This is a genomic window from Providencia sp. JUb39, assembly GCF_012272845.1.
Lineage (GTDB): Bacteria > Pseudomonadota > Gammaproteobacteria > Enterobacterales > Enterobacteriaceae > Providencia > Providencia lanzhouensis.
In genome coordinates, this window is the sequence record NZ_JAAWXD020000001.1 from 1,332,795 (window position 1) to 1,351,365 (window position 18,571).

Genomic DNA, 18,571 nt, shown 5'->3' on the forward strand with positions numbered 1-18,571 from the left:
AACATTCAATACTAATCAAGCTATCCGATTTCACACTATGAATGCAACCCTTTTTTTCAAAATAACTCATAATAATTAGTTCCCGGTTTTTTATAGTGATTAATCCCTTGGAAAATAGCTTCGGAAGTTGAATGATTTTCAGCTAATCTATGAGGCATTGATGCAATCACTTTCTCAGGATGCGGGACAGTCTTATGAAAAAAATCACCATTATTGGTTTAGGTTGGTTAGGGGTTCCTTTAGCGAGTCGCTTGATGGCGCAGGGAATGACGGTCACGGGAACGAAAACAAGTTTGGACGGTGTTGAAGCTGCCAAAAAGGTTGGTATTGACTGTTATCAACTGCAATTGGTGCCAGAATTACAATGCGATACCGATGATTTGAGCGAATTAATGGAGGGGGCAGATGTGATGGTAATTTTATTACCACCATCGAAAGTCAGCCTTTCTGAGTATATTGTGGCGATTGAGCAATTAGTTGATAGCGCGATTAGCTATCAAATTCCTCGGGTTATCTTTACATCATCGACTTCTGTCTATGGTGATGTGGATGGCGTCATTAATGAAGATGCGCCGTTACTTGGTGAAACCGCCTCAGCACAAGCGTTAATCGCTGTTGAGCAATGGTTGCATGATTTACCCAATATTCAGGTGGACGTACTGCGATTAGCCGGTCTTGTGGGTGAAAAGCGCCATGCAGGGCGCTTCTTAGCAGGGAAACAACAAGTCAAAGGGGCTAATCAGCCAGTTAATATGGTGCATCAAGATGATGTGATCGCTGCAATTTTGCTGTTGATCCAGCAATCCAATGGTGGGCATACCTATAATTTATGTGCGCCTGAGCATCCGACGCGTCGGCAGTTTTACACTGAAGCAGCAAAATCATTATGCTTAACACCGCCAGAATTTGCGCTTGAAGAGCATGAAGCGACAGGGAAAACAATCGATGGAAATCGAATTTGCCAAGAAATGGGGTTTGAGTATGAGTTTACTCATCCACTTTATATGCCGATGAGTTAAATAAAAGCCGTGGCGCTCAATACGAACGCCACGCTAAATACTTATTTGATAGGTAACATCACAATTTCTTGGAACGCAGGACGCTTGGTCAGGGTTTGATACCAGCGCTCTAAATGAGGAAATTCAGGGCGTTCCGTCACAATTTCATGCCATGGGTAGAACAGTGGCGCAATGGCAATATCTGCAATACCAAATTTATCTCCGCTAAAATAGGCTTGAGTCGCCAGAGCGTCATCCGCAATTTTCAGCAGTTTTTCGATATTTTGATAAATGACTTTGGCTTGAGCTGGGTCTCTATCGGCTTCAGGAACACGAACGATTTTGTTCATCATCTGCTTGATATGGTCAAACAAATTAGCGCTGCTCCAATCCATCCATTTATCAGCAGCCGCTTTTTCTTGCAGATCACGGGCTAACAATAGGTGAGAGTGATCATACTTTTCCGTAAGGTAACGTAAAATTGCATTGGATTCCCACAGGGTAAAGCCTTCATCCTGTAAAGTTGGAATTGTGCTGTTTGGATTCATTTTCTTATATTCAGGTGTATCAACACCACCGAATGGGCCACCAACATCTTTTTGATTATAAGGAATATTCAGCTCTTTCAAGCACCACAGTACTTTTTTCACGTTTGAAGAGTTAGTACGTCCCCAGACAGTTAACATTGGAATCTCCCATGACTATGTTTTAACTTAAAGACGGTATTTTTGACCTAAACAAGATAGATGAAATTAATGAATTGAGAAACTTTATTATTTATTAATTGCGGTGGTCATCATCACTTATTTTGTTTAGGGTATGGGGGGATTTTAATTAGCGTAATATTTTGCAGTATCTCGATGAATTTGACTGCATTTTTGGTTTCTAGTGAATATTTTATTAAACATGGTTTGATTGTGATGAACGCTTTGAATAGTAATAGCAACACTAATAGTAAAGGAGTAACCAATGAATAAAACAACATTGTCCTCAGCAATTAGAGGAACAGGTATCGGGTTCAGTCTATTCGTTGTGATGAGCACAAGTAGTTATGCAGCTCAGACACCAGTTGCTCCACAGGTTGACGCAAAAGCGTTTGTATTAATGGATTATAACAGCGGTAAAATTTTGGCTTCGGGTAATCCTGATGAGCGTTTGGATCCTGCAAGTCTAACCAAGATCATGACTAGCTATGTGGTTGGGCAAGCGGTCAAAGCAGGGAAAATTACACCGCAAGATATGGTGACAGTGAGTGAAGCCGCATGGGCGACAGGGAACCCAATTTTAAAAGGTTCTTCCTTGATGTTCTTGAAACCGAAAGACCGTGTTTCGGTGTTGGATTTAAATAAAGGCGTGGTAATTCAATCGGGGAATGACGCCAGTATTGCCTTGGCTGAGCACGTTGCGGGGAGCCAAGAATCTTTTGTTGACCTGATGAATAGCTACGTCCAAAAAATTGGCTTAACTAATACCCATTTTAAAACCGTACATGGTTTAGATTCTGAAGGGCAATACAGTACCGCTCGGGATATGGCGGTGTTAGCGCAAGCGCTGATCCGCGATGTACCTGATGAATATGTATTGCACAAAGAGAAAGAGTTTACGTTCAATAATATCCGTCAACCTAACCGTAACCGTTTATTGTGGAGCCAAAATCTCCATGTTGATGGCGTGAAAACAGGGCATACCAGCGGGGCTGGTCATAACCTTGTCGCATCAGCAACTGACGGTCCTATGCGCTTGATTTCAGTTGTTTTAGGTGCGCCAAGTGACCGGGTTCGTTTTTCTGAAAGCGAAAAGTTACTCACTTGGGGCTTCCGTTTCTTCGAAACAGTGACGCCGATTAAAGGGGATGCTGTTTTACAGAAACAACGTGTTTGGTTTGGTGACATTTCAGAAGTGCCTTTAGGGGTCGAAAAAGATGTGGCAGTGACTATTCCGAAGGGCCAGCTACAAAACCTAAAAGTGGATATCAAACTGGATAATGATTCTATTGAAGCGCCTTTAGCATTAAACCAAAAAGTGGGCACGATTAACTTTATTCTTAATGGTGAAGTGATTGAGCAGCACCCACTGGTTGCAAAACAAGCCGTAGAGGAAGCTGGGTTTGTCGGTCGTATTTGGGATTACATTATGAAAACCATTACTGGCTGGTGGAATGCTATTTTTGGATAATTAAAACCTAATTATAAAATTAATATATGGAGACCTCTTTATGAGGTCTCTTTTTTTGTGGTAAATAATATTAATTAAATTTACAGATAAACTTCAATTGAAATATTTTTAATTCAATTTAATAATCAAGCTAATCGTTTGATAGGTAACTATTATTTTTTATTTTCGTTTTGATTAATTTAGTTCCTCTGATTCGATTTGTGAATTTATAAATCAATTTATTTAAATTATTTTAATGGAGAATTATCAATGGGCATTTCCATGGAAGAAAGAATGCATCAATTATCCCTGCAAAAAAATACCAAAGGAATTGGGGAAAACAGTGTTAATGGTGGTCGTGCGGATAACCGTGGCGAGAATAGTGGAGTTATGAAATCCGGTGATGCGGTTGATTCTGGCAATGGGGGCGGTTCTGTAGATGGCGGTAATACATTAAACCTGCATACTAACAATCATATAATGCAAGGTGGGCTTGCGCGTAATAATGGCGTTAACAATGGGGACATTGAGGGGGGACATAGCACCAACTTTGGTTTAAATAACAATGAACTTAATGGTGGTTCCGCAACGAATGAATTTGGTTCTGTTAACCATGAAAATTCACATATTAAAGGCGGTAATGCTATTCGTGAATTGCAACGTGGTCTTGATGAATATAAAGGAATGCAAAAGCAATTGGCGGATACAAATAAAGAAATTATTCGTAAAAATAATGAATTATTAAAATTACAAAAGGAAATTGAATCTCAAAAATTAGAATTACAAAAGCAGCAGAAGATGCTAGCAGACCAAGCTTTTCAATCGAAAGATACACAAGATAAATTGGATAAAGCTCAACAAAAACTCCTCACGAGTGAAAGTGAAAAGCAGCAGCTAAGCCGTGACTTGCTTAAAGCGAATAGAGATATTCTTAAGTTACAAGATGATATGAATAATCAGCGCAATGAAATTGAGCAGCTCAACAATGAGGTAAATCTTGGACAGAAAAAAGTTCAAGCCCTGGTCGCTGAATTGGATCAATACAAAGCTGATAAAGCGAAGTTAGAGTTAGATTTGGCAGGAAAAAATAACCGCGCAACTCAACGTGAAGGGAGTATTGCTAAACTAGAAGAGCAAATAAAGGTGCAAGACAAAAAAATTATTGAGTTGCAAAAGCGACAGGATAATAAAAATAATGCCGAAATTAACGAATTGAAAAATAGCAATAAGCAATTACAAGATAGCATCAATGATAAAAATGCCAAATTAGCTAAATCTGAGAAAAAAGTTGCTAAATTAGAAGGGGAAATAGCATCTCTGGAGGCTAAAGAGAAAGAGCTCACCGAACTTTTGAAGCTTGAAGCTCAATCCTATAAAGAATTAGATGAAAAATATCAAATTTACACAGCTTCTATTGAAGGGGATTTAAAAACGTTGGAACAGTTAAAATCAACGTTATCCCAAATTGGTGATTTAGCGAGCGATGGTGGGAAAATCTTAGATAATCCAATTAAAACAAAAGTAACGACCACGCATTCAGTCTCTAGTCATATGAGTAAAAATCAGACTAAAATGGAGCCAGCACCAGCAGGATCTGCTCAAAATTCAGGGAATAACTCAGGCATTATTCGTGCAGGTGACAGCATTAGTAATTCACTTGTAGTGAATGAAGTGGTGGTTGAGTTCGATAGTGAACAACTCGCCAATAAAATAGCGGAAGGGGCGAGCGCTTTCACTCAGACTGTTGAGGATGCTGTTTTAGATGCTGAAAGTTCAGTTAAAGGAGCTGTCGATACTGTTAGTGCATTAGTCTCAACGAAAACACCATATCAAGTTAATTAATAATACTTAGCCAGTAACCAAAAGGCCTGCATTTGCAGGCCTTTTATCGTCAAAAAGTTATCAACTATTCACAGTGTCCTAACTTAATCGCCAAACCGCCTTGGGAAGTTTCGCGGTATTTTGCGTTGATATCTTTACCTGTTTCATACATGGTTTCGATGACTTTATCGAGACACACGCTTGGCGCGCTCACACGGCGTAATGCCATACGAGCAGCATTCACAGCCTTAACAGATGCAATTGCGTTACGTTCGATGCAAGGTACTTGGACTTGCCCACCCACAGGGTCACAGGTTAAGCCTAAGTTATGCTCCATGGCGATTTCCGCCGCGACGCACACTTGCTCTGGGCTGCCTCCCATTAATTCTGCCAAACCAGCAGCTGCCATGGAACAGGCTACGCCGACTTCACCTTGGCAACCGACTTCTGCACCAGAGATGGACGCATTCATTTTGTACAGCGTACCAATCACGCCTGAAACTAAGAAATAGCGGGTATAAGAGTTTTCGTTGACTGGGCGAATAAATTTATCGTAGTAAGCCAATACCGCAGGAATAATTCCGCACGCACCATTCGTTGGGGCAGTAACAACACGACCACCGGCGGCGTTCTCTTCATTGACGGCAAGGGCGTACATGTTGATCCAGTCAATCACCGCCATTGGGTCAATATTGTTATTGTCAGAGGTCACTAATTGACGGCGCAATGCCGCTGCACGGCGAGGAACGCGCAATGGACCAGGTAATAAACCTTCGGTGCTCACCCCACGTTCAATACCCGCTTTCATGACATCCCACACCGCAGCCAGATATTCAGAGATCTCTTCTTTGCTGTGCAGGGCTAACTCGTTTTGCATTACTAATGCAGACAAAGACAATCCCGTTTCTTTACAGTGTTTTTGTAAATCAGCTGCATATTTGTATGGGTAAGGGACTTGAACCGTATTTTCAGTTTCTTGACCGAAATGTTCTTCATCGACGATAAAGCCACCGCCAATGGAGTAATAATTCTTGGTATACAGAACGTTATCGCCATCAAACGCGGTAATTGTCATTCCGTTTTCGTGTAATGGTAGGTTGGTTGAATGGAAATTCATCCCACCTTCAGTTGGAAACTCGACTTCATGTTGACCATTTGCCAGCAGTAGTTTGCCAGTTTGCTCAACCTTGCGCATAAATGCTGGGATAGCATCAATATCAATCGTATCAGGCAGATTACCCGCCAAACCCATAATAATCGCCATATCGGTGGCGTGCCCTTTACCTGTTAGGGATAAAGAACCATAAACATCGACGGAAATACGTGTGGTTTTAGTGAGAAGATTTTGCTGGATGAGGTCATCGACAAACTGCTTACCGGCTTTCATAGGGCCGACAGTGTGTGAGCTGGATGGTCCGATACCGATTTTAAAAATGTCGAATACGCTAATCATATTCTGTCTTCCTATATTGAAGGATCCCCATCAAACTGCCAATTACAGGGTATTTGTTGTCAGTAAGATGATTATAGAAGATCCCTCAATTAACCAGATTGATATAGGTTAATTGAGGGCTTAGATTTACTTAATTATTTGCTAATTTTTTTAATTAGAAGAATAACTTGTAAGTTGCAGCGGAGATAGCGACCAGACCCATGATGACAACGAAGATATTGCTGAGTTTACCGGAGTATTTACGCATCGCAGGAACTTTGCTGATTGCATACATTGGCATTAAGAACAGCAGGATTGCGATAACTGGGCCACCCAGACTTTCAATGATATCCAGTACACCAGGGTTCAATGTTGCAACAATCCAAGTTGTTACTAACATGAACAGTGCAGTACCACGATTTAATTTTTTAACATCAACTGTTTTGCCTTTTGCGCGATATGCACGCTCAACTAAACCATTGAAACCTTCACGAGCACCTAAGTAGTGGCCTAAGAATGATTTGATGATAGCGATAAAGGCGATGATAGCTGCAGCATACTTGATGAACGGCTGATCAAAATAGCCAGACAGGTAGTCAAGGATACTGATATTTTGCGCTTTAGCTGCAGCAAGGTCTGCTGAAGACAGTGTGAATACACAGCTGATGACGAAGAACATTACAGTCAGAACCATCAGGATGTGTGCAGAAGCTAGAATGCGTGAGCATTTTTTCTCAGCCGCTTCATCATACTCTTCACGTTTTGCAACAGAGAAAGCAGAGATGATTGGTGAGTGGTTAAACGCGAAAACCATAACTGGGATTGTTAACCAGATAGTGATCCAAATGCTTTGTCCACCTGATGCTTTAGCTGCTTCAGTCACGTTATCTAAAGATAATGTGCTCAGAGCATCGGTGCTCCAATGTGGAACCATATACAGAGAGAAAGCAACCAGTACGGCGATGAATGGGAACACCAGCATACTCATGACTTTAACAATGTATTTTTCACCGAATGCCACGATTGCCATGACGCCACCGACTAAAATCAGTGCCAGCAACCAACGTGGTGGTGCACCAACACCTAATAGTTCAGTCAGGAATTTGTTGACGTTGTTAGTGATGGAAACGCCATAAACTAACAAAATAGGATAAATTGCAAAGAAATAGAGCAGTGTGATCCAGTTACCTGCTGTACGACCAAAGTGTTCTTCTACCACTTCAGTAATATCACCGTCTTTCTTTGAACCAGAAAGAACAAAGCGAGTTAAACCACGGTGAGCGAAAAATGTCATTGGGAAAGCAAGTACTAACATCAGTAATACTGGCAGTAATCCACTCATACCCGCATTGATAGGCAAGAATAAAACACCAGCGCCGATGGCGGTACCATAAAGACCGAGCATCCACACGGTGTCTGTTTTACGCCAAGCGGTAGCATTCCCTGTTTGCGAGGCTGTTTTGTTGATGGAACCAACTTTTGTTGTATCCATAATAGTCTCCAAAAATAAAAGTCAAAAAATAAAAATTGGGTGCCTATTTCACTAGGCTCTTAATCTTTTTGTACGATTAATCGACGGTTTAATTAGTGGTTAGTAAATAAACAATCGGTTAATACACTGTCTAGCCATTAATAATGGTTTTATACGTAACAATCTGATTGGAAATAAAACTAAGATGAATATGAAATTCATTTTCAATCAGTTTTGCAATTTTATAAGTAATTTTTAAAAGTGGATTTTGAGTGTGAGAATCTACATTTTAGCAGAACAAAATGCCGTGATCATTATCTCAAAAGAGAAATATCCCCCATGTTTATCAGCTCACAGTGAATTTTGTAAAATTGTTAATGAAATTTAACTTAGTGCTAGCTATTACTGGTTTTCAACCATATTCATAAAATGATTATTCGACAAATTTATTTATATAAAAATACAAAACATTAAAACCGTTATCATGTTAATAAAAAATTTAACGTCAATAAAATGATCAATGACTTGAAAATAAAGACGGAAAAATCACGCTATTCTTTGGATGAGTTTAAACTTCATAATTAACGTAATATTATGATATTTATTGTATTTTTGTGATTGTATTAATTGATTAATAACGTGATTAATTTTTTTGGTTAATTAATGTTCTTGAGGAATATGTTAATTGTTTTAGGGGATTTAAGATTAGAAATAGAATACTTATTTTTCGTCACAAAAAATAATAAGAAAGCGTTACAAAATATTTGTTAATTAATTGTTTTAATATTTATTTGATAAATTCAAATAAAGTTATTGATGCTAAAAATAAATGAAAACAAACTTTGATTTAGCTCAATATTTAATGATGGGAAAAATGAAGGGGAAAGTACTGACTCTAATAATAGGTCAGTACTTTAAATCACCAATTAAGGTTGCATCCATCCTTTACGAATGAGAGAACCAAATACTAACTGGTAAAGACGAGTGATTGGCTGCTGAATAACGCTGCCGCCCATTGCCCAAATCAGCTGAGATAAACCGCAAGAAATAGCACCTAAGATAAATGCACCAATCATGTCTAACGGCCAGTGAACACCAAGATAAATACGAGACCATGCAATAACGATGGCTGGAATCATAAACACAAAGCCAACCCACGTTCTTAGCCAGAATAAGAAAGCAAAAACAAAGGTGAAGACGATAGTTCCATGGTTACTCGGGAAAGAAGGTGTTGCGTCGTGATCTAAGAAATTAGAACCAATTCCCATCACAAAAGGGCGTTCATGTGGCGCAAAATAACCAATCAACCAAGAAATCACTAAACCAATAACAATGGCGTAAGCCGTTTTACAGGCAAAGGCACGTTGGCGAGTCATATTTGGCTGTGCACCCCAAAACCAGCATGCAACAGTAAATAGCGGAAAAATAAGGATCAAGCGTTTGGCGATCACCGTGGCTAACGCAATAGTACCACTTGCGGACTCAGGCGTTGCGTTGATCAGATTAAAAAGATCCAGATTTAGTTGTTCCAGCACGATCGGAGTACCTCGGACATTAGTTCTCAAGAAGACGGGACATAGCAATGGGAAGGGGGTGAATCAAGACACGCTCTAGACCTTGCTACTCAAGCTGACAAATTTACTTTTTGTTAAACATTAACTCAATCAATATTTGCTCAATAACAGTGATTTATCAGGGCAATGCAAAAGTTCTAGACACAAAAAAACCGATAGCATGAAAGAATCAAATGGCTATCGGGCTCCTCAATATGGGGACATCAAAGAAAAGCAGTGGCACTAATTAAGACTACGGCAAAGGAGGAAAGTTCTCTCGGTGATCAGAAAAAGTGCAATTTTTGATGAAAATATTTTTGCATAGCACAAAAAGAAAAAATAAAGCCCCAAATGATAGGCTCATCTGGGGCTTTATAAAAGAAAATGTCTTGTAAGATTGATTACTTATACAGGCTCAGATTTTCTTTAGCGTATGCTTCAAAATCAGTGCAACCACCGATGTGTTTTTCATCGATAAAGATTTGGGGAACGGTTTCTACAGTTTTACCAACGGTTTTAGATAAGTCTTCTTTAGAGATACCTTCCGCTTGGATATCAACATAGCGATAATCGAAGTCGTCACGTTCATTTTTCAGTTTTTCTGCAAGTTCTTTAGCACGAACACAGTATGGGCAACCAGGGCGACCAAAAATAACAGTGTACATAATATCTCCTTAAATTTAGAACTCAGATTCTAATGACTATTCAGATACGAAATAATAATGCCCAATACTATGCCAACATCAGCTTCTAAATAAAAGTTGAATTTTCCTTTCATAGCTATAGGCAGTATATATAATTTGCTAGAGGTGGTGACGATACTGTCAGTATAAGGCAATAAAACGAAGGAAAACATCATGGAACAACAGCAAAAACCCACAAAAGAGACTAAAGGGACGATGCGCTCATTAGCGGATATGCCAAAACCCGTTCTTTTTCTTGAGGGTATCGGAATATTATTACTAATCACCGTATTACTTGCCACTAATGACTATATTACGCTGCCGGAATGGCTAGCCAGCTCTGGCGCGATTGTTTCTATGGTGCTGGTCGGGATGGGCTGCTTAATTCCGGCGATGATTAATATTATCTGGCGAGCCGTGCATGGTCTTACTTTTTTGGGAATTGATAATAAATCGGGTGGCGCGAGTCGTGACCGTCGTATTCAACCAAAAGGGACGACGGGAGATGATGATAAACCAGACGAAAAGTAGAGCTGGGCATGGTTTTACTGGTGTTTAGACTGGCTATGTGTGAAAATTGTCCGCTTTCTATTTGTTAGAATGAATGATTTGTTAGTATAAGTGCTAGTTGGCATGAATATGGTTATTTTTGGTATATCGCTATTTTGAGTTGAAGAAGGTTATTGCTCATGGATTCTATTTGTTACCCAGATATCTCACAACTACGTGAGTGGCTCGACCAACTCAAAACGTCCTATTTCGAGTGTGATTCTTGTGCTGCTTTGCATCTCCCTCATATGCAAAATATTGATGGGATCTTTGATGCTAAATTAGACATTATTAATAATGTGTTAGTACTCTCAGCATTGGCAGAACTTAAACCTACTGCGATTATTACGCTGGTGGCAAATATTAGCCAAATTAATGCCAGCTCATTAACGGCAAAAGTTTTTCTCGAAATTAATAATGAAAATCTACCTAAGTTAGTGGTTAGCCAATCATTTTCGTTAGAAGCTGGAATTACTTATCGCCAATTTAGTCATTTCTTACAGCAGGCCGAAGAGCAAATTTCCGGTATTGTGTTTGAAATTTTCAGTAATAATCTACTGTATGCAAACCAAGATGAGTATGAAGAGTTAGAGTCGGATGATAATGATGACGACACTGAATCCGACCTTGATGATAAACCTTCTGTAATTATTCACTAAATACCCTATGCATTGTGAAAAATATTTGGCAGGAGAATGTCGCTCCTGCCAGTGGCTAGAATTATCGCCAGAACAGCAAATTGCCCGTAAACAAGATAATCTGCAATCTTTATTGCCTTCTCTGGCGTCATCTATATTTTTGACACCCGTGATGGGACCATTTGAAGGATTTCGCAATAAAGCCAAAATGGTTGTCAGTGGTAGCGTTGAAAAACCGATTTTGGGTATTGTTAACCGTGATGGTGACGCTGTCAGTCTAACGGAGTGCCCGTTATATCCCTCTGAATTTTCGCAAGTCTTCGCGCAGCTTATTCCTTTTATCGCGAGAGCTGGGTTAACCCCCTATAACATTGAACGTAAGCGTGGTGAGCTAAAATATATTTTGCTGACTCAAAGCTGGCATACCAAACAATTTATGTTGCGCTTTGTCTTGCGTTCCGATAAAAAAATCGCGCAATTGCAGAAAGCATTACCTTGGTTACAAGAAAAATTGCCGCAATTAGCCGTGATCACCGCCAATATTCAACCCGTACATATGGCAATTTTAGAAGGTGAACAAGAAATTATGTTCACTGAGCAACATGTGCTGCGGGATGAATTTAACCAAGTTCCTCTGTTTATTCGTCCGCAAAGTTTTTTCCAAACTAATCCTATCGTGGCATCTCAGTTATATCAAACTGCACGAGAGTGGGTAAAAGAATTGAATATCATTAGTTTATGGGATCTGTTTTGCGGTGTGGGTGGCTTTGGTTTACATTGCGCGGATAAGACGACCAAGCTAACGGGGATTGAGATTAGTGCGCCAGCTATTGAGTGTGCTCGTCAGTCTGCCCAAGAGCTGGGTTTGCAGCACGTTGAGTTCCAAGCGTTAGATTCAACAAATTTTGCCACCAGCCGCCAAGATATTCCCGATTTAGTGCTGGTGAATCCACCTCGCCGTGGTATCGGTAAGAATTTATGCAATTATTTATCTGATATGCATCCTGAGTATATTCTCTATTCTAGCTGCAATGCCCAAACCATGGCGCAAGACGTTGAATTATTATCAGGATATGAAGTTTGCAAAGTTCAACTGTTTGATATGTTTCCGCATACCGCACACTATGAAGTATTGAGTTTATTGAAGCGGAAATAGTAATTAAAATAGATAGGTTTACGCCTATCTATTATGAATTTCTCCATATTTATCAATAGACAAATTACCTTTTTTGTTTTTTATTAATGGGAGCTTTTCAGTAATAGTTGAAATCATTTTTTTAACGTCAGTTTCATTTGAATCGATATTCCATTTTTTTAGTCCCTTATAAATGGTAGATTTGGTCATATTATTTATTGAGTCATGGCTTTTCAGTTTTATTTTGAAATTACCGGGTAATGCTATGTTTACTTTATCTTTTATGAGAGCCTTTTTTATATTATTTTGAAGCTCTTCATCAGAAAACGCAGGCAAGCTAAGTTTGTTTTGACTATTGGCTATTTTATCAATCATGCGGACATTAAGTAATGCATGGCCAGCATAAGAGCGTTCAGTTTGACCATTGGCATTAAATTCATCAAAAATTTTGGATAACTGGCTGAAAAAGCTGTAGCTATCTTCATCAAATAGAATTCCATTATTTGGGTCAAAAAAAGTGTATATCACTTTTTTGTTATTGATTTTGGCCGAAATAGCCATGCAGTGGCCGATTATGTCTACAAGGCAGTAATAGTAACTTTTACTTTTTACTGATTCATCGACATCCATTTCTATATCAGCTAGGGTTTTCAATTCACCATAATGATTGGGGTTTTGTCTATTTTCCTGTGGTTGTGTATTATCGTTGATTAACCCAGTACGAATTTGTCTATCAATAGAAATTAAGCTAATTTTTTCTACCTCAAATTTTAAAAAGGCAGTCAAAATCAAACGGGTATCATTGGTTGTTAACGGTATTTTATAGAATAATTTTTCTCTTATTGGCACTATTTCTTCCTGGGATAAATGCAAGCTGCTGAAACAGTTTCTATCCAGTATTTTATCTATAAAAAAGCTAAATTCGCAGGAAAATTATAGTTAATGAGAAATGTATCAGGCATATTTAATCTTTCATGAATTTCTCCTGATTTTAATAGCTTATTTAGATATCTAACATTGTCTTCCTGCGGGTAGATATCTCTAATGGATAAATTTTTAATATCAAATAAAAGTTCATTTAATTCAAATGAATCTACGTAGTCTACTTGTTCATTGATAGCTTGATAAATCAAAGTATTAAATTCAGCTATTTTGAATTTTTTAGTGGAATTTAAGACATATTTATCTAACGTATTTTGGGGATACTCTTGACTCGATATGATATGAAATGCGTCACTGAGTTTTTTAATATATTGGGAACCAAGATCATGATTTTCATACATCATAAAATGGTTGGAAAGACCGGAGCAAATACCTGCTTGAATAGGGCTAATATTTGATACTTTGACAAGTTTATTTTCAAATAGACTGGGGATAATAGTGGCTATGTAATCAACAATAGGCGCTTGCTGAAAAGGGATGGAAAATTTAACTTGTGTAATCATCTAGATAACCTTATTTAATCGATATAATTTTGCAATGATTCATGCTACCAATACAAAAAAGGTCTATCTTTCAAAAAACAATATAATATATAGAAATGATTGGTTATGTATGTTTTTCATACAAAAAAGCTTGGCATAAGACCAAGCTTTTTCATTTAAAAACAATCTGTTAATTTTTAGCTACGATGTTCAAAAGCCAGTGCTTTACGCTCAATCAGACGCATAATTAATGTCAGGATAGCATTCACCACAAGATAGATAATCCCTGCCGCGACAAACGCCATGACATCCCATGTCTGCCCAAATACTTGGCTACTGTAGCCCATAATATCCAGCATGGTAATGGTACTGGCAAGAGAGGTACTTTTGAAAATCAGCACGACTTCGTTGGAATAGGATGAAAGTGAGCGTTTAAACGCATAAGGGAGAATAATTCGCATGGTTTGCAGCTTATTCATACCCAGCGCTTGGCAAGATTGCCACTGACCTGACGGAATGGCTTTTACCGCGCCATGGAATAACAGTGTGGAATAGGCTGCACTGTTTAATGCTAATGCCACCATCGCACAAACCCAAGGCGTCGAAATAAACTCCCACAGCATAGGGTAATCTTGCAGTGACTTAAATTGGCTAGGGCCATTATAAATCAAGAAGAATTGCACTAATAAAGGCGTACCTGTGAATAGGGTGATATACACCTTAACCGCTTGTGAAATGACGGGGGTTTTGAGGGATAAGATCAGCGTAAAGAAGATGGCTAAGATAAAAGCCACCAATAATGCACTGAAGGTCAGCGACAAGCTGGTTGGTAATCCCGGTAATATTTGTAGAATTAAATCGATCATTTCGCATCACTCCGTTCAAAACGTGTGGTGCGCAGTTCAATACGTTTTAGCACCAATTGGCTTAATAGGGTGATAGCGAGGTAAATCAGTCCCACAATAGCGTACCAAGTAAATGGTTCATGGGTACGGTTCACAATGGTTTTGGTTTGTAGCATTAAGTCGTTGACGCTAATTAAGGAGACTAACGCGGTATCTTTGAGTAACACTAACCATTGGTTACCCAAGCCGGGCAGGGCATGGCGCCACATTTGCGGCATGATATAGCGAAAGAAAATGGTACGCTTGCTTAATCCAAGTGCCAATCCCGCTTCCCATTGACCATAAGGCACGGCTTTCAAGGCACCACGCAAGGTCTGGGAGGCGTAAGATGCATATAACAGCGCGAGCGCAATAACACCACAGAAGAATGGTGTGTAGTCAAATTCGCCGCTATCAGCAAAGAAAATGCTCGGGTCAATTTGGAAAGTACCTTGCCAGAAACCTAAGTTAATGGCGATACCATCACCTAACAGGTTAATAAGCTGGAGCGTTCCAAAATAGACAAACAGCACCACCAGTAGTTCAGGTAAACCACGGATCAGCGTGACCCAGCAGGTTCCTAAAAAGGCGAGAGGTTTGAACCGAACAGATTCCCAGGCGGTAAATAGCATCGCGAGAACCAATCCAAGGACTAGTGCTAAAACGGCAAGGCCGACGGTAATACCGGCGGCACTTGCTAAAAAGAATAAATCATTCATTAATTATATCGACTACTGTTGAAACCATTTTTTATGGATAGCATCGTAGGTGCCATCGGCTTTAACTTCAGATAAGGCTTTGTTCATCTTATCCAGCAACTCTTTGTTGCCTTTACGAACCGCGATACCTAAACCAATACCAAAGTATTGTGGATCGGTCACTTTGTCGCCCACAGCTGCTAAGTTTTCATTACCTTTCGCTTTTAACCACTCATCAGCAACGGCTGTGTCACCGAATACCGCATTAATACGACCGTTTTGCAGATCTAAAATGGCAGATTGGTAGTTATCATAAGGGACAACCGTCATATCTTTATGTTGTTCCAGAATGTATTTCTGGTGTGTGGTACCGTTTTGTACCCCGATTTTTTTACCTTTTAACTGGTCAACGGCAGTCACTTTATCTTTTACTGCAATAAACTCAGCGGAGTTCGGATAGTAAGTTTCGGTGAAATCCACTTGTTGTTGACGCTCAGGGGTAATATCGATACCCGCCATTAACGCTTCAAAGCGACGGAATTTCAGGCTTGGGATTAAGCTATCAAAAGATTGGTGTGTGAATGTGCAGGTTGCATTCATTTTTTCACACATTGCATTTGCCAGATCTACGTCAAAACCTACGATTTGGTTGTTTTTATCAAACATTTCAAACGGGGCGTAAGTTGCTTCAGTTGCAAAACGGATGGTCTCTTTTTCCGCCGCCGCCGCAGATAGGGTTACAGCGCCTAATAATGTAGCTAATAATAATTTTTTCATTGCTTAATCCTATATCTATTAGTGGGACAGAATCTATTAATGGGATAGATAATTTGCAAATGCTTCGGTTTGAGGTGCAGCGAAGTGGCTAGCATCTCCTTGCTCTACAATATGACCGTTTTCCATATAGACCACACGGCTTGCGGTTTTACGGGCAATTTCAACTTCATGGGTCACGATAACTTGGGTGATCCCTGTTGCTGAAAGTTCACGAATAATGTCTACCACTTGCGCTGTAATTTCAGGGTCAAGTGCGGCTGTTGGCTCATCAAATAACAGAACTTGAGGTTCCATCATCAAGGCGCGAGCAATTGCGACACGTTGTTGCTGTCCACCGGATAAATGCAGGGGATAACGGTCAGCAAATTGCGATAAACGTAAGCGCTCTAACAGCTTAGCGGCTTTTTCTTGTGCTTGCTGTTTGGATAGCTTCAAAACGCGGCATGGCGCTTCAATCAGGTTATCCATCACACTTAAGTGAGGCCAGAGATTATATTGTTGGAAAACCATGCCTACATTTTGGCGCAGATCGCGAATGGCTTTCGCATCTGGTGTTTTGGCAAAATCAAAAGTATGGTTGGCAACATTGAGTTGACCTGAACGTGGCATTTCTAGCAGGTTCAGTACGCGCAGTAAGGAGCTTTTACCTGCGCCACTTGGCCCGAGTAATACCATGGTTTCACCAGCAGAGCACTCTAAGTTGATATCAAAGAGTGCCTGATGGTTACCGTAGAAACAGTTTATGTTTTTTAATTGAATGCTCATGCTTACCAATAATATCTAAATTAACTACCTGCGATATTAATCCTGTAAGCATATTTATGCAATGTTTTATGCATAAAAATTTGGTTTTTTACGCTAAATTTATTCTGGCTTATTGGAGCTATCTTCCACTATCGGTGCTGTCACAAGCTTTTTGTCCCGTTGAATAGCCAATTCACTAATACGCTTAGCCATGCCTTTAAAGATGAACAGATGAGCTGGCATCATCGCAAACCAATAGAGTAATCCGCTGAAACCCGCAGGATGCCACCATGCACGAACATCAATGGAGCGTAGGTTTCCACTATCATGAATAGTGAAAGTTAATCGACCTAAACCTGGTGCTTTCATACCAAAAAGCAAGCTAAGTTGTTTATTTGGTTCCATATTAATGACTCGCCAACCATCAACTTCATCACCAACCTGTAAGGTGTCACGATCAGGTCTGCCATATTTGACTTTATTCAACATCATATCGTCCATAATGGCGCGTGTTTTCCAAAGGATATTGGCGTAAAAATAGCCTTCCTTTCCACCAATTTGCTGGACGGTATGCCAGAGCGATTCAGTGGATGCGGTGGTGCTAAAAGTAAAACCCGCTTGTTTAGGGTAGTAGCCGTAACCCGGTCGCCAGCGTTTTCTCACCTCAGGATCATAACCCCAATCAGAGTTATCAATGGCACTGGCTTCTTCCGCTAATGTGGTTCTGACTGCATCATCAAATGAAATCAGCGTTTGCGGGATAAGCTCGCGAATGAGTTTATCGTCCGCAGGCAGATCGTGTTGTAAGCCTTGGATCAACTCTTTGGCAATAGTCGGCGGCACTGAAGTTATCAAGCTAATAAAGTGCACGGAGATCATGCTGACAGGGATTGGAATTGGAATTAACAAGCGACGCTTTCCAGAGACTTTGATAAAGCGCTTGAAGAGCTCTTGATAACTTATATATTCAGGACCACCCGCATCTAACACTCGACTTTCTGTCACGGGAAGTTGGGCTAACTGGGTGAGGTAATACAGGATATTTTCAAGGGCAATTGGGGATGATTTTGAACGTACCCAACGAGGCGGCGTCAAGATGGCGAGGTTATATACCATGTCGCGCATAATTTCGAAGGCCGCAGAACCTGAACCAACAATTATGGATGCACGAATTTCAGTCACAGGGATGCCACTTTCGCGCAGAATTTCTCCTGTTAAGCGTCTGGCAATTAAATGCGGGGAATAAGTATGCCCATGTTGCAGTGCGCTGAGGTAAATCACTTGTTTGACGTTAGAGCCTTGCAGCGCATTTTGTACATTGCGCGCCGCTTCACGTTCACGTTCAATAAGGTTGGCTTGATCCGCCATGCTATGAACGAGGAAGTAAACAATATCCACCTCGTCCATAATATTTTTCAGTGTTCCAGGCTGGTGTAAATCCACATAGATACAGCGAGTATCCGACCAACCTTGGGATAGCATCCAGTCTACACGTCGGGCGGCAGCAGTGACTTCATGACCTTCTTCCAATAATTTAGGAATTAAATTTTGCCCAATATAGCCACTTGCACCTAGTACTAAAACTCGTTGTTTACCCGTCATGTTAATTT

18 protein-coding genes are annotated in these 18,571 nt (G+C 39.9%); 6 read left to right on the forward strand and 12 right to left on the reverse strand.

The window, feature by feature from the left end; genetic code table 11:
* Positions 1-194: 194 nt before the first annotated feature.
* Positions 195-1,019: an SDR family oxidoreductase gene (locus HFU86_RS05970; RefSeq protein WP_187128900.1), complete on the forward strand. Its 825-nt coding sequence runs from the start codon at positions 195-197 to the stop codon at positions 1,017-1,019.
* Positions 1,020-1,060: 41 nt separating this feature from the next.
* On the opposite strand, the gene HFU86_RS05975 is transcribed toward HFU86_RS05970, so the two are convergent.
* On the reverse strand, positions 1,061-1,684 hold the full coding sequence (locus HFU86_RS05975; protein WP_036951905.1) for a glutathione S-transferase family protein: 624 nt from the start codon (positions 1,682-1,684) through the stop codon (positions 1,061-1,063).
* 283 nt (positions 1,685-1,967) lie between these two features.
* Here HFU86_RS05975 and HFU86_RS05980 point away from each other — a divergent pair, with 283 nt between their 5' ends.
* Together HFU86_RS05980 and HFU86_RS05985 are read left to right on the forward strand one after the other, a co-directional pair.
* Positions 1,968-3,173, forward strand: coding sequence for a serine hydrolase (locus tag HFU86_RS05980; RefSeq protein ID WP_132494419.1), 1,206 nt, complete (start codon positions 1,968-1,970; stop codon positions 3,171-3,173).
* Between the two features lie 249 nt (positions 3,174-3,422).
* Positions 3,423-4,994 (forward strand): hypothetical protein, encoded by a 1,572-nt coding sequence (locus HFU86_RS05985; protein WP_187128901.1) that lies wholly within the window; start codon positions 3,423-3,425, stop codon positions 4,992-4,994.
* 64 nt (positions 4,995-5,058) lie between these two features.
* On the opposite strand, the gene HFU86_RS05990 is transcribed toward HFU86_RS05985, so the two are convergent.
* From HFU86_RS05990 to HFU86_RS06005, 4 genes are all read right to left on the reverse strand, one after another.
* Positions 5,059-6,426 carry an L-serine ammonia-lyase gene (locus HFU86_RS05990; RefSeq protein WP_132494423.1) on the reverse strand — a complete coding sequence of 456 codons (1,368 nt, stop codon included), beginning with the start codon at positions 6,424-6,426 and terminating at the stop codon, positions 5,059-5,061.
* Between the two features lie 154 nt (positions 6,427-6,580).
* Positions 6,581-7,897 carry a serine/threonine transporter gene (locus tag HFU86_RS05995; RefSeq protein WP_108478971.1) on the reverse strand — a complete coding sequence of 439 codons (1,317 nt, stop codon included), beginning with the start codon at positions 7,895-7,897 and terminating at the stop codon, positions 6,581-6,583.
* A gap of 905 nt (positions 7,898-8,802) precedes the next feature.
* Positions 8,803-9,411, reverse strand: coding sequence for an undecaprenyl-diphosphate phosphatase (ybjG, locus tag HFU86_RS06000; protein ID WP_132494425.1), 609 nt, complete (start codon positions 9,409-9,411; stop codon positions 8,803-8,805).
* A 419-nt stretch (positions 9,412-9,830) separates the two neighbouring features.
* Entirely contained in the window at positions 9,831-10,094 is a 264-nt protein-coding gene (locus HFU86_RS06005; RefSeq protein ID WP_006657693.1) for a GrxA family glutaredoxin, read from the reverse strand.
* A gap of 192 nt (positions 10,095-10,286) precedes the next feature.
* Here HFU86_RS06005 and HFU86_RS06010 point away from each other — a divergent pair, with 192 nt between their 5' ends.
* The 3 genes from HFU86_RS06010 to rlmC all read left to right on the forward strand — a co-directional run bounded on the left by HFU86_RS06010 (position 10,287) and on the right by rlmC (position 12,455).
* The gene (locus HFU86_RS06010; protein ID WP_132494427.1) at positions 10,287-10,643 is read left to right on the forward strand and encodes a YbjC family protein; all 357 of its coding nucleotides are present in this window, start codon (positions 10,287-10,289) and stop codon (positions 10,641-10,643) included.
* A gap of 158 nt (positions 10,644-10,801) precedes the next feature.
* Positions 10,802-11,320, forward strand: a complete 519-nt coding sequence (locus HFU86_RS06015; protein ID WP_036951887.1) for a YbjN domain-containing protein — start codon at positions 10,802-10,804, stop codon at positions 11,318-11,320.
* Positions 11,321-11,327: 7 nt separating this feature from the next.
* A complete protein-coding gene (gene rlmC, locus HFU86_RS06020) occupies positions 11,328-12,455 on the forward strand; it encodes a 23S rRNA (uracil(747)-C(5))-methyltransferase RlmC (RefSeq protein WP_132494429.1) in 1,128 nt (375 codons plus the stop codon).
* A gap of 24 nt (positions 12,456-12,479) precedes the next feature.
* Here the strand turns inward: rlmC and HFU86_RS06025 are convergent, their stop codons facing one another.
* From HFU86_RS06025 to HFU86_RS06055, 7 genes are all read right to left on the reverse strand, one after another.
* The gene (locus tag HFU86_RS06025; RefSeq protein ID WP_187128902.1) at positions 12,480-13,283 is read right to left on the reverse strand and encodes a hypothetical protein; all 804 of its coding nucleotides are present in this window, start codon (positions 13,281-13,283) and stop codon (positions 12,480-12,482) included.
* A 56-nt stretch (positions 13,284-13,339) separates the two neighbouring features.
* Positions 13,340-13,879, reverse strand: a complete 540-nt coding sequence (locus HFU86_RS06030) for a hypothetical protein (protein ID WP_187128903.1) — start codon at positions 13,877-13,879, stop codon at positions 13,340-13,342.
* 176 nt (positions 13,880-14,055) lie between these two features.
* On the reverse strand, positions 14,056-14,724 hold the full coding sequence (artM, locus tag HFU86_RS06035) for an arginine ABC transporter permease ArtM (protein ID WP_036951879.1): 669 nt from the start codon (positions 14,722-14,724) through the stop codon (positions 14,056-14,058).
* On the reverse strand, positions 14,721-15,461 hold the full coding sequence (gene artQ, locus HFU86_RS06040; RefSeq protein WP_132494433.1) for an arginine ABC transporter permease ArtQ: 741 nt from the start codon (positions 15,459-15,461) through the stop codon (positions 14,721-14,723). Before artQ ends, artM begins: the two co-directional genes overlap by 4 nt.
* A gap of 12 nt (positions 15,462-15,473) precedes the next feature.
* Positions 15,474-16,217, reverse strand: coding sequence for an arginine ABC transporter substrate-binding protein (gene artJ / locus HFU86_RS06045; protein WP_132494435.1), 744 nt, complete (start codon positions 16,215-16,217; stop codon positions 15,474-15,476).
* A 36-nt stretch (positions 16,218-16,253) separates the two neighbouring features.
* Positions 16,254-16,982, reverse strand: coding sequence for an arginine ABC transporter ATP-binding protein ArtP (artP, locus tag HFU86_RS06050; RefSeq protein ID WP_036951870.1), 729 nt, complete (start codon positions 16,980-16,982; stop codon positions 16,254-16,256).
* A gap of 99 nt (positions 16,983-17,081) precedes the next feature.
* Positions 17,082-18,563 carry a DUF2867 domain-containing protein gene (locus HFU86_RS06055; protein WP_187128904.1) on the reverse strand — a complete coding sequence of 494 codons (1,482 nt, stop codon included), beginning with the start codon at positions 18,561-18,563 and terminating at the stop codon, positions 17,082-17,084.
* Positions 18,564-18,571 lie beyond the last annotated feature (8 nt).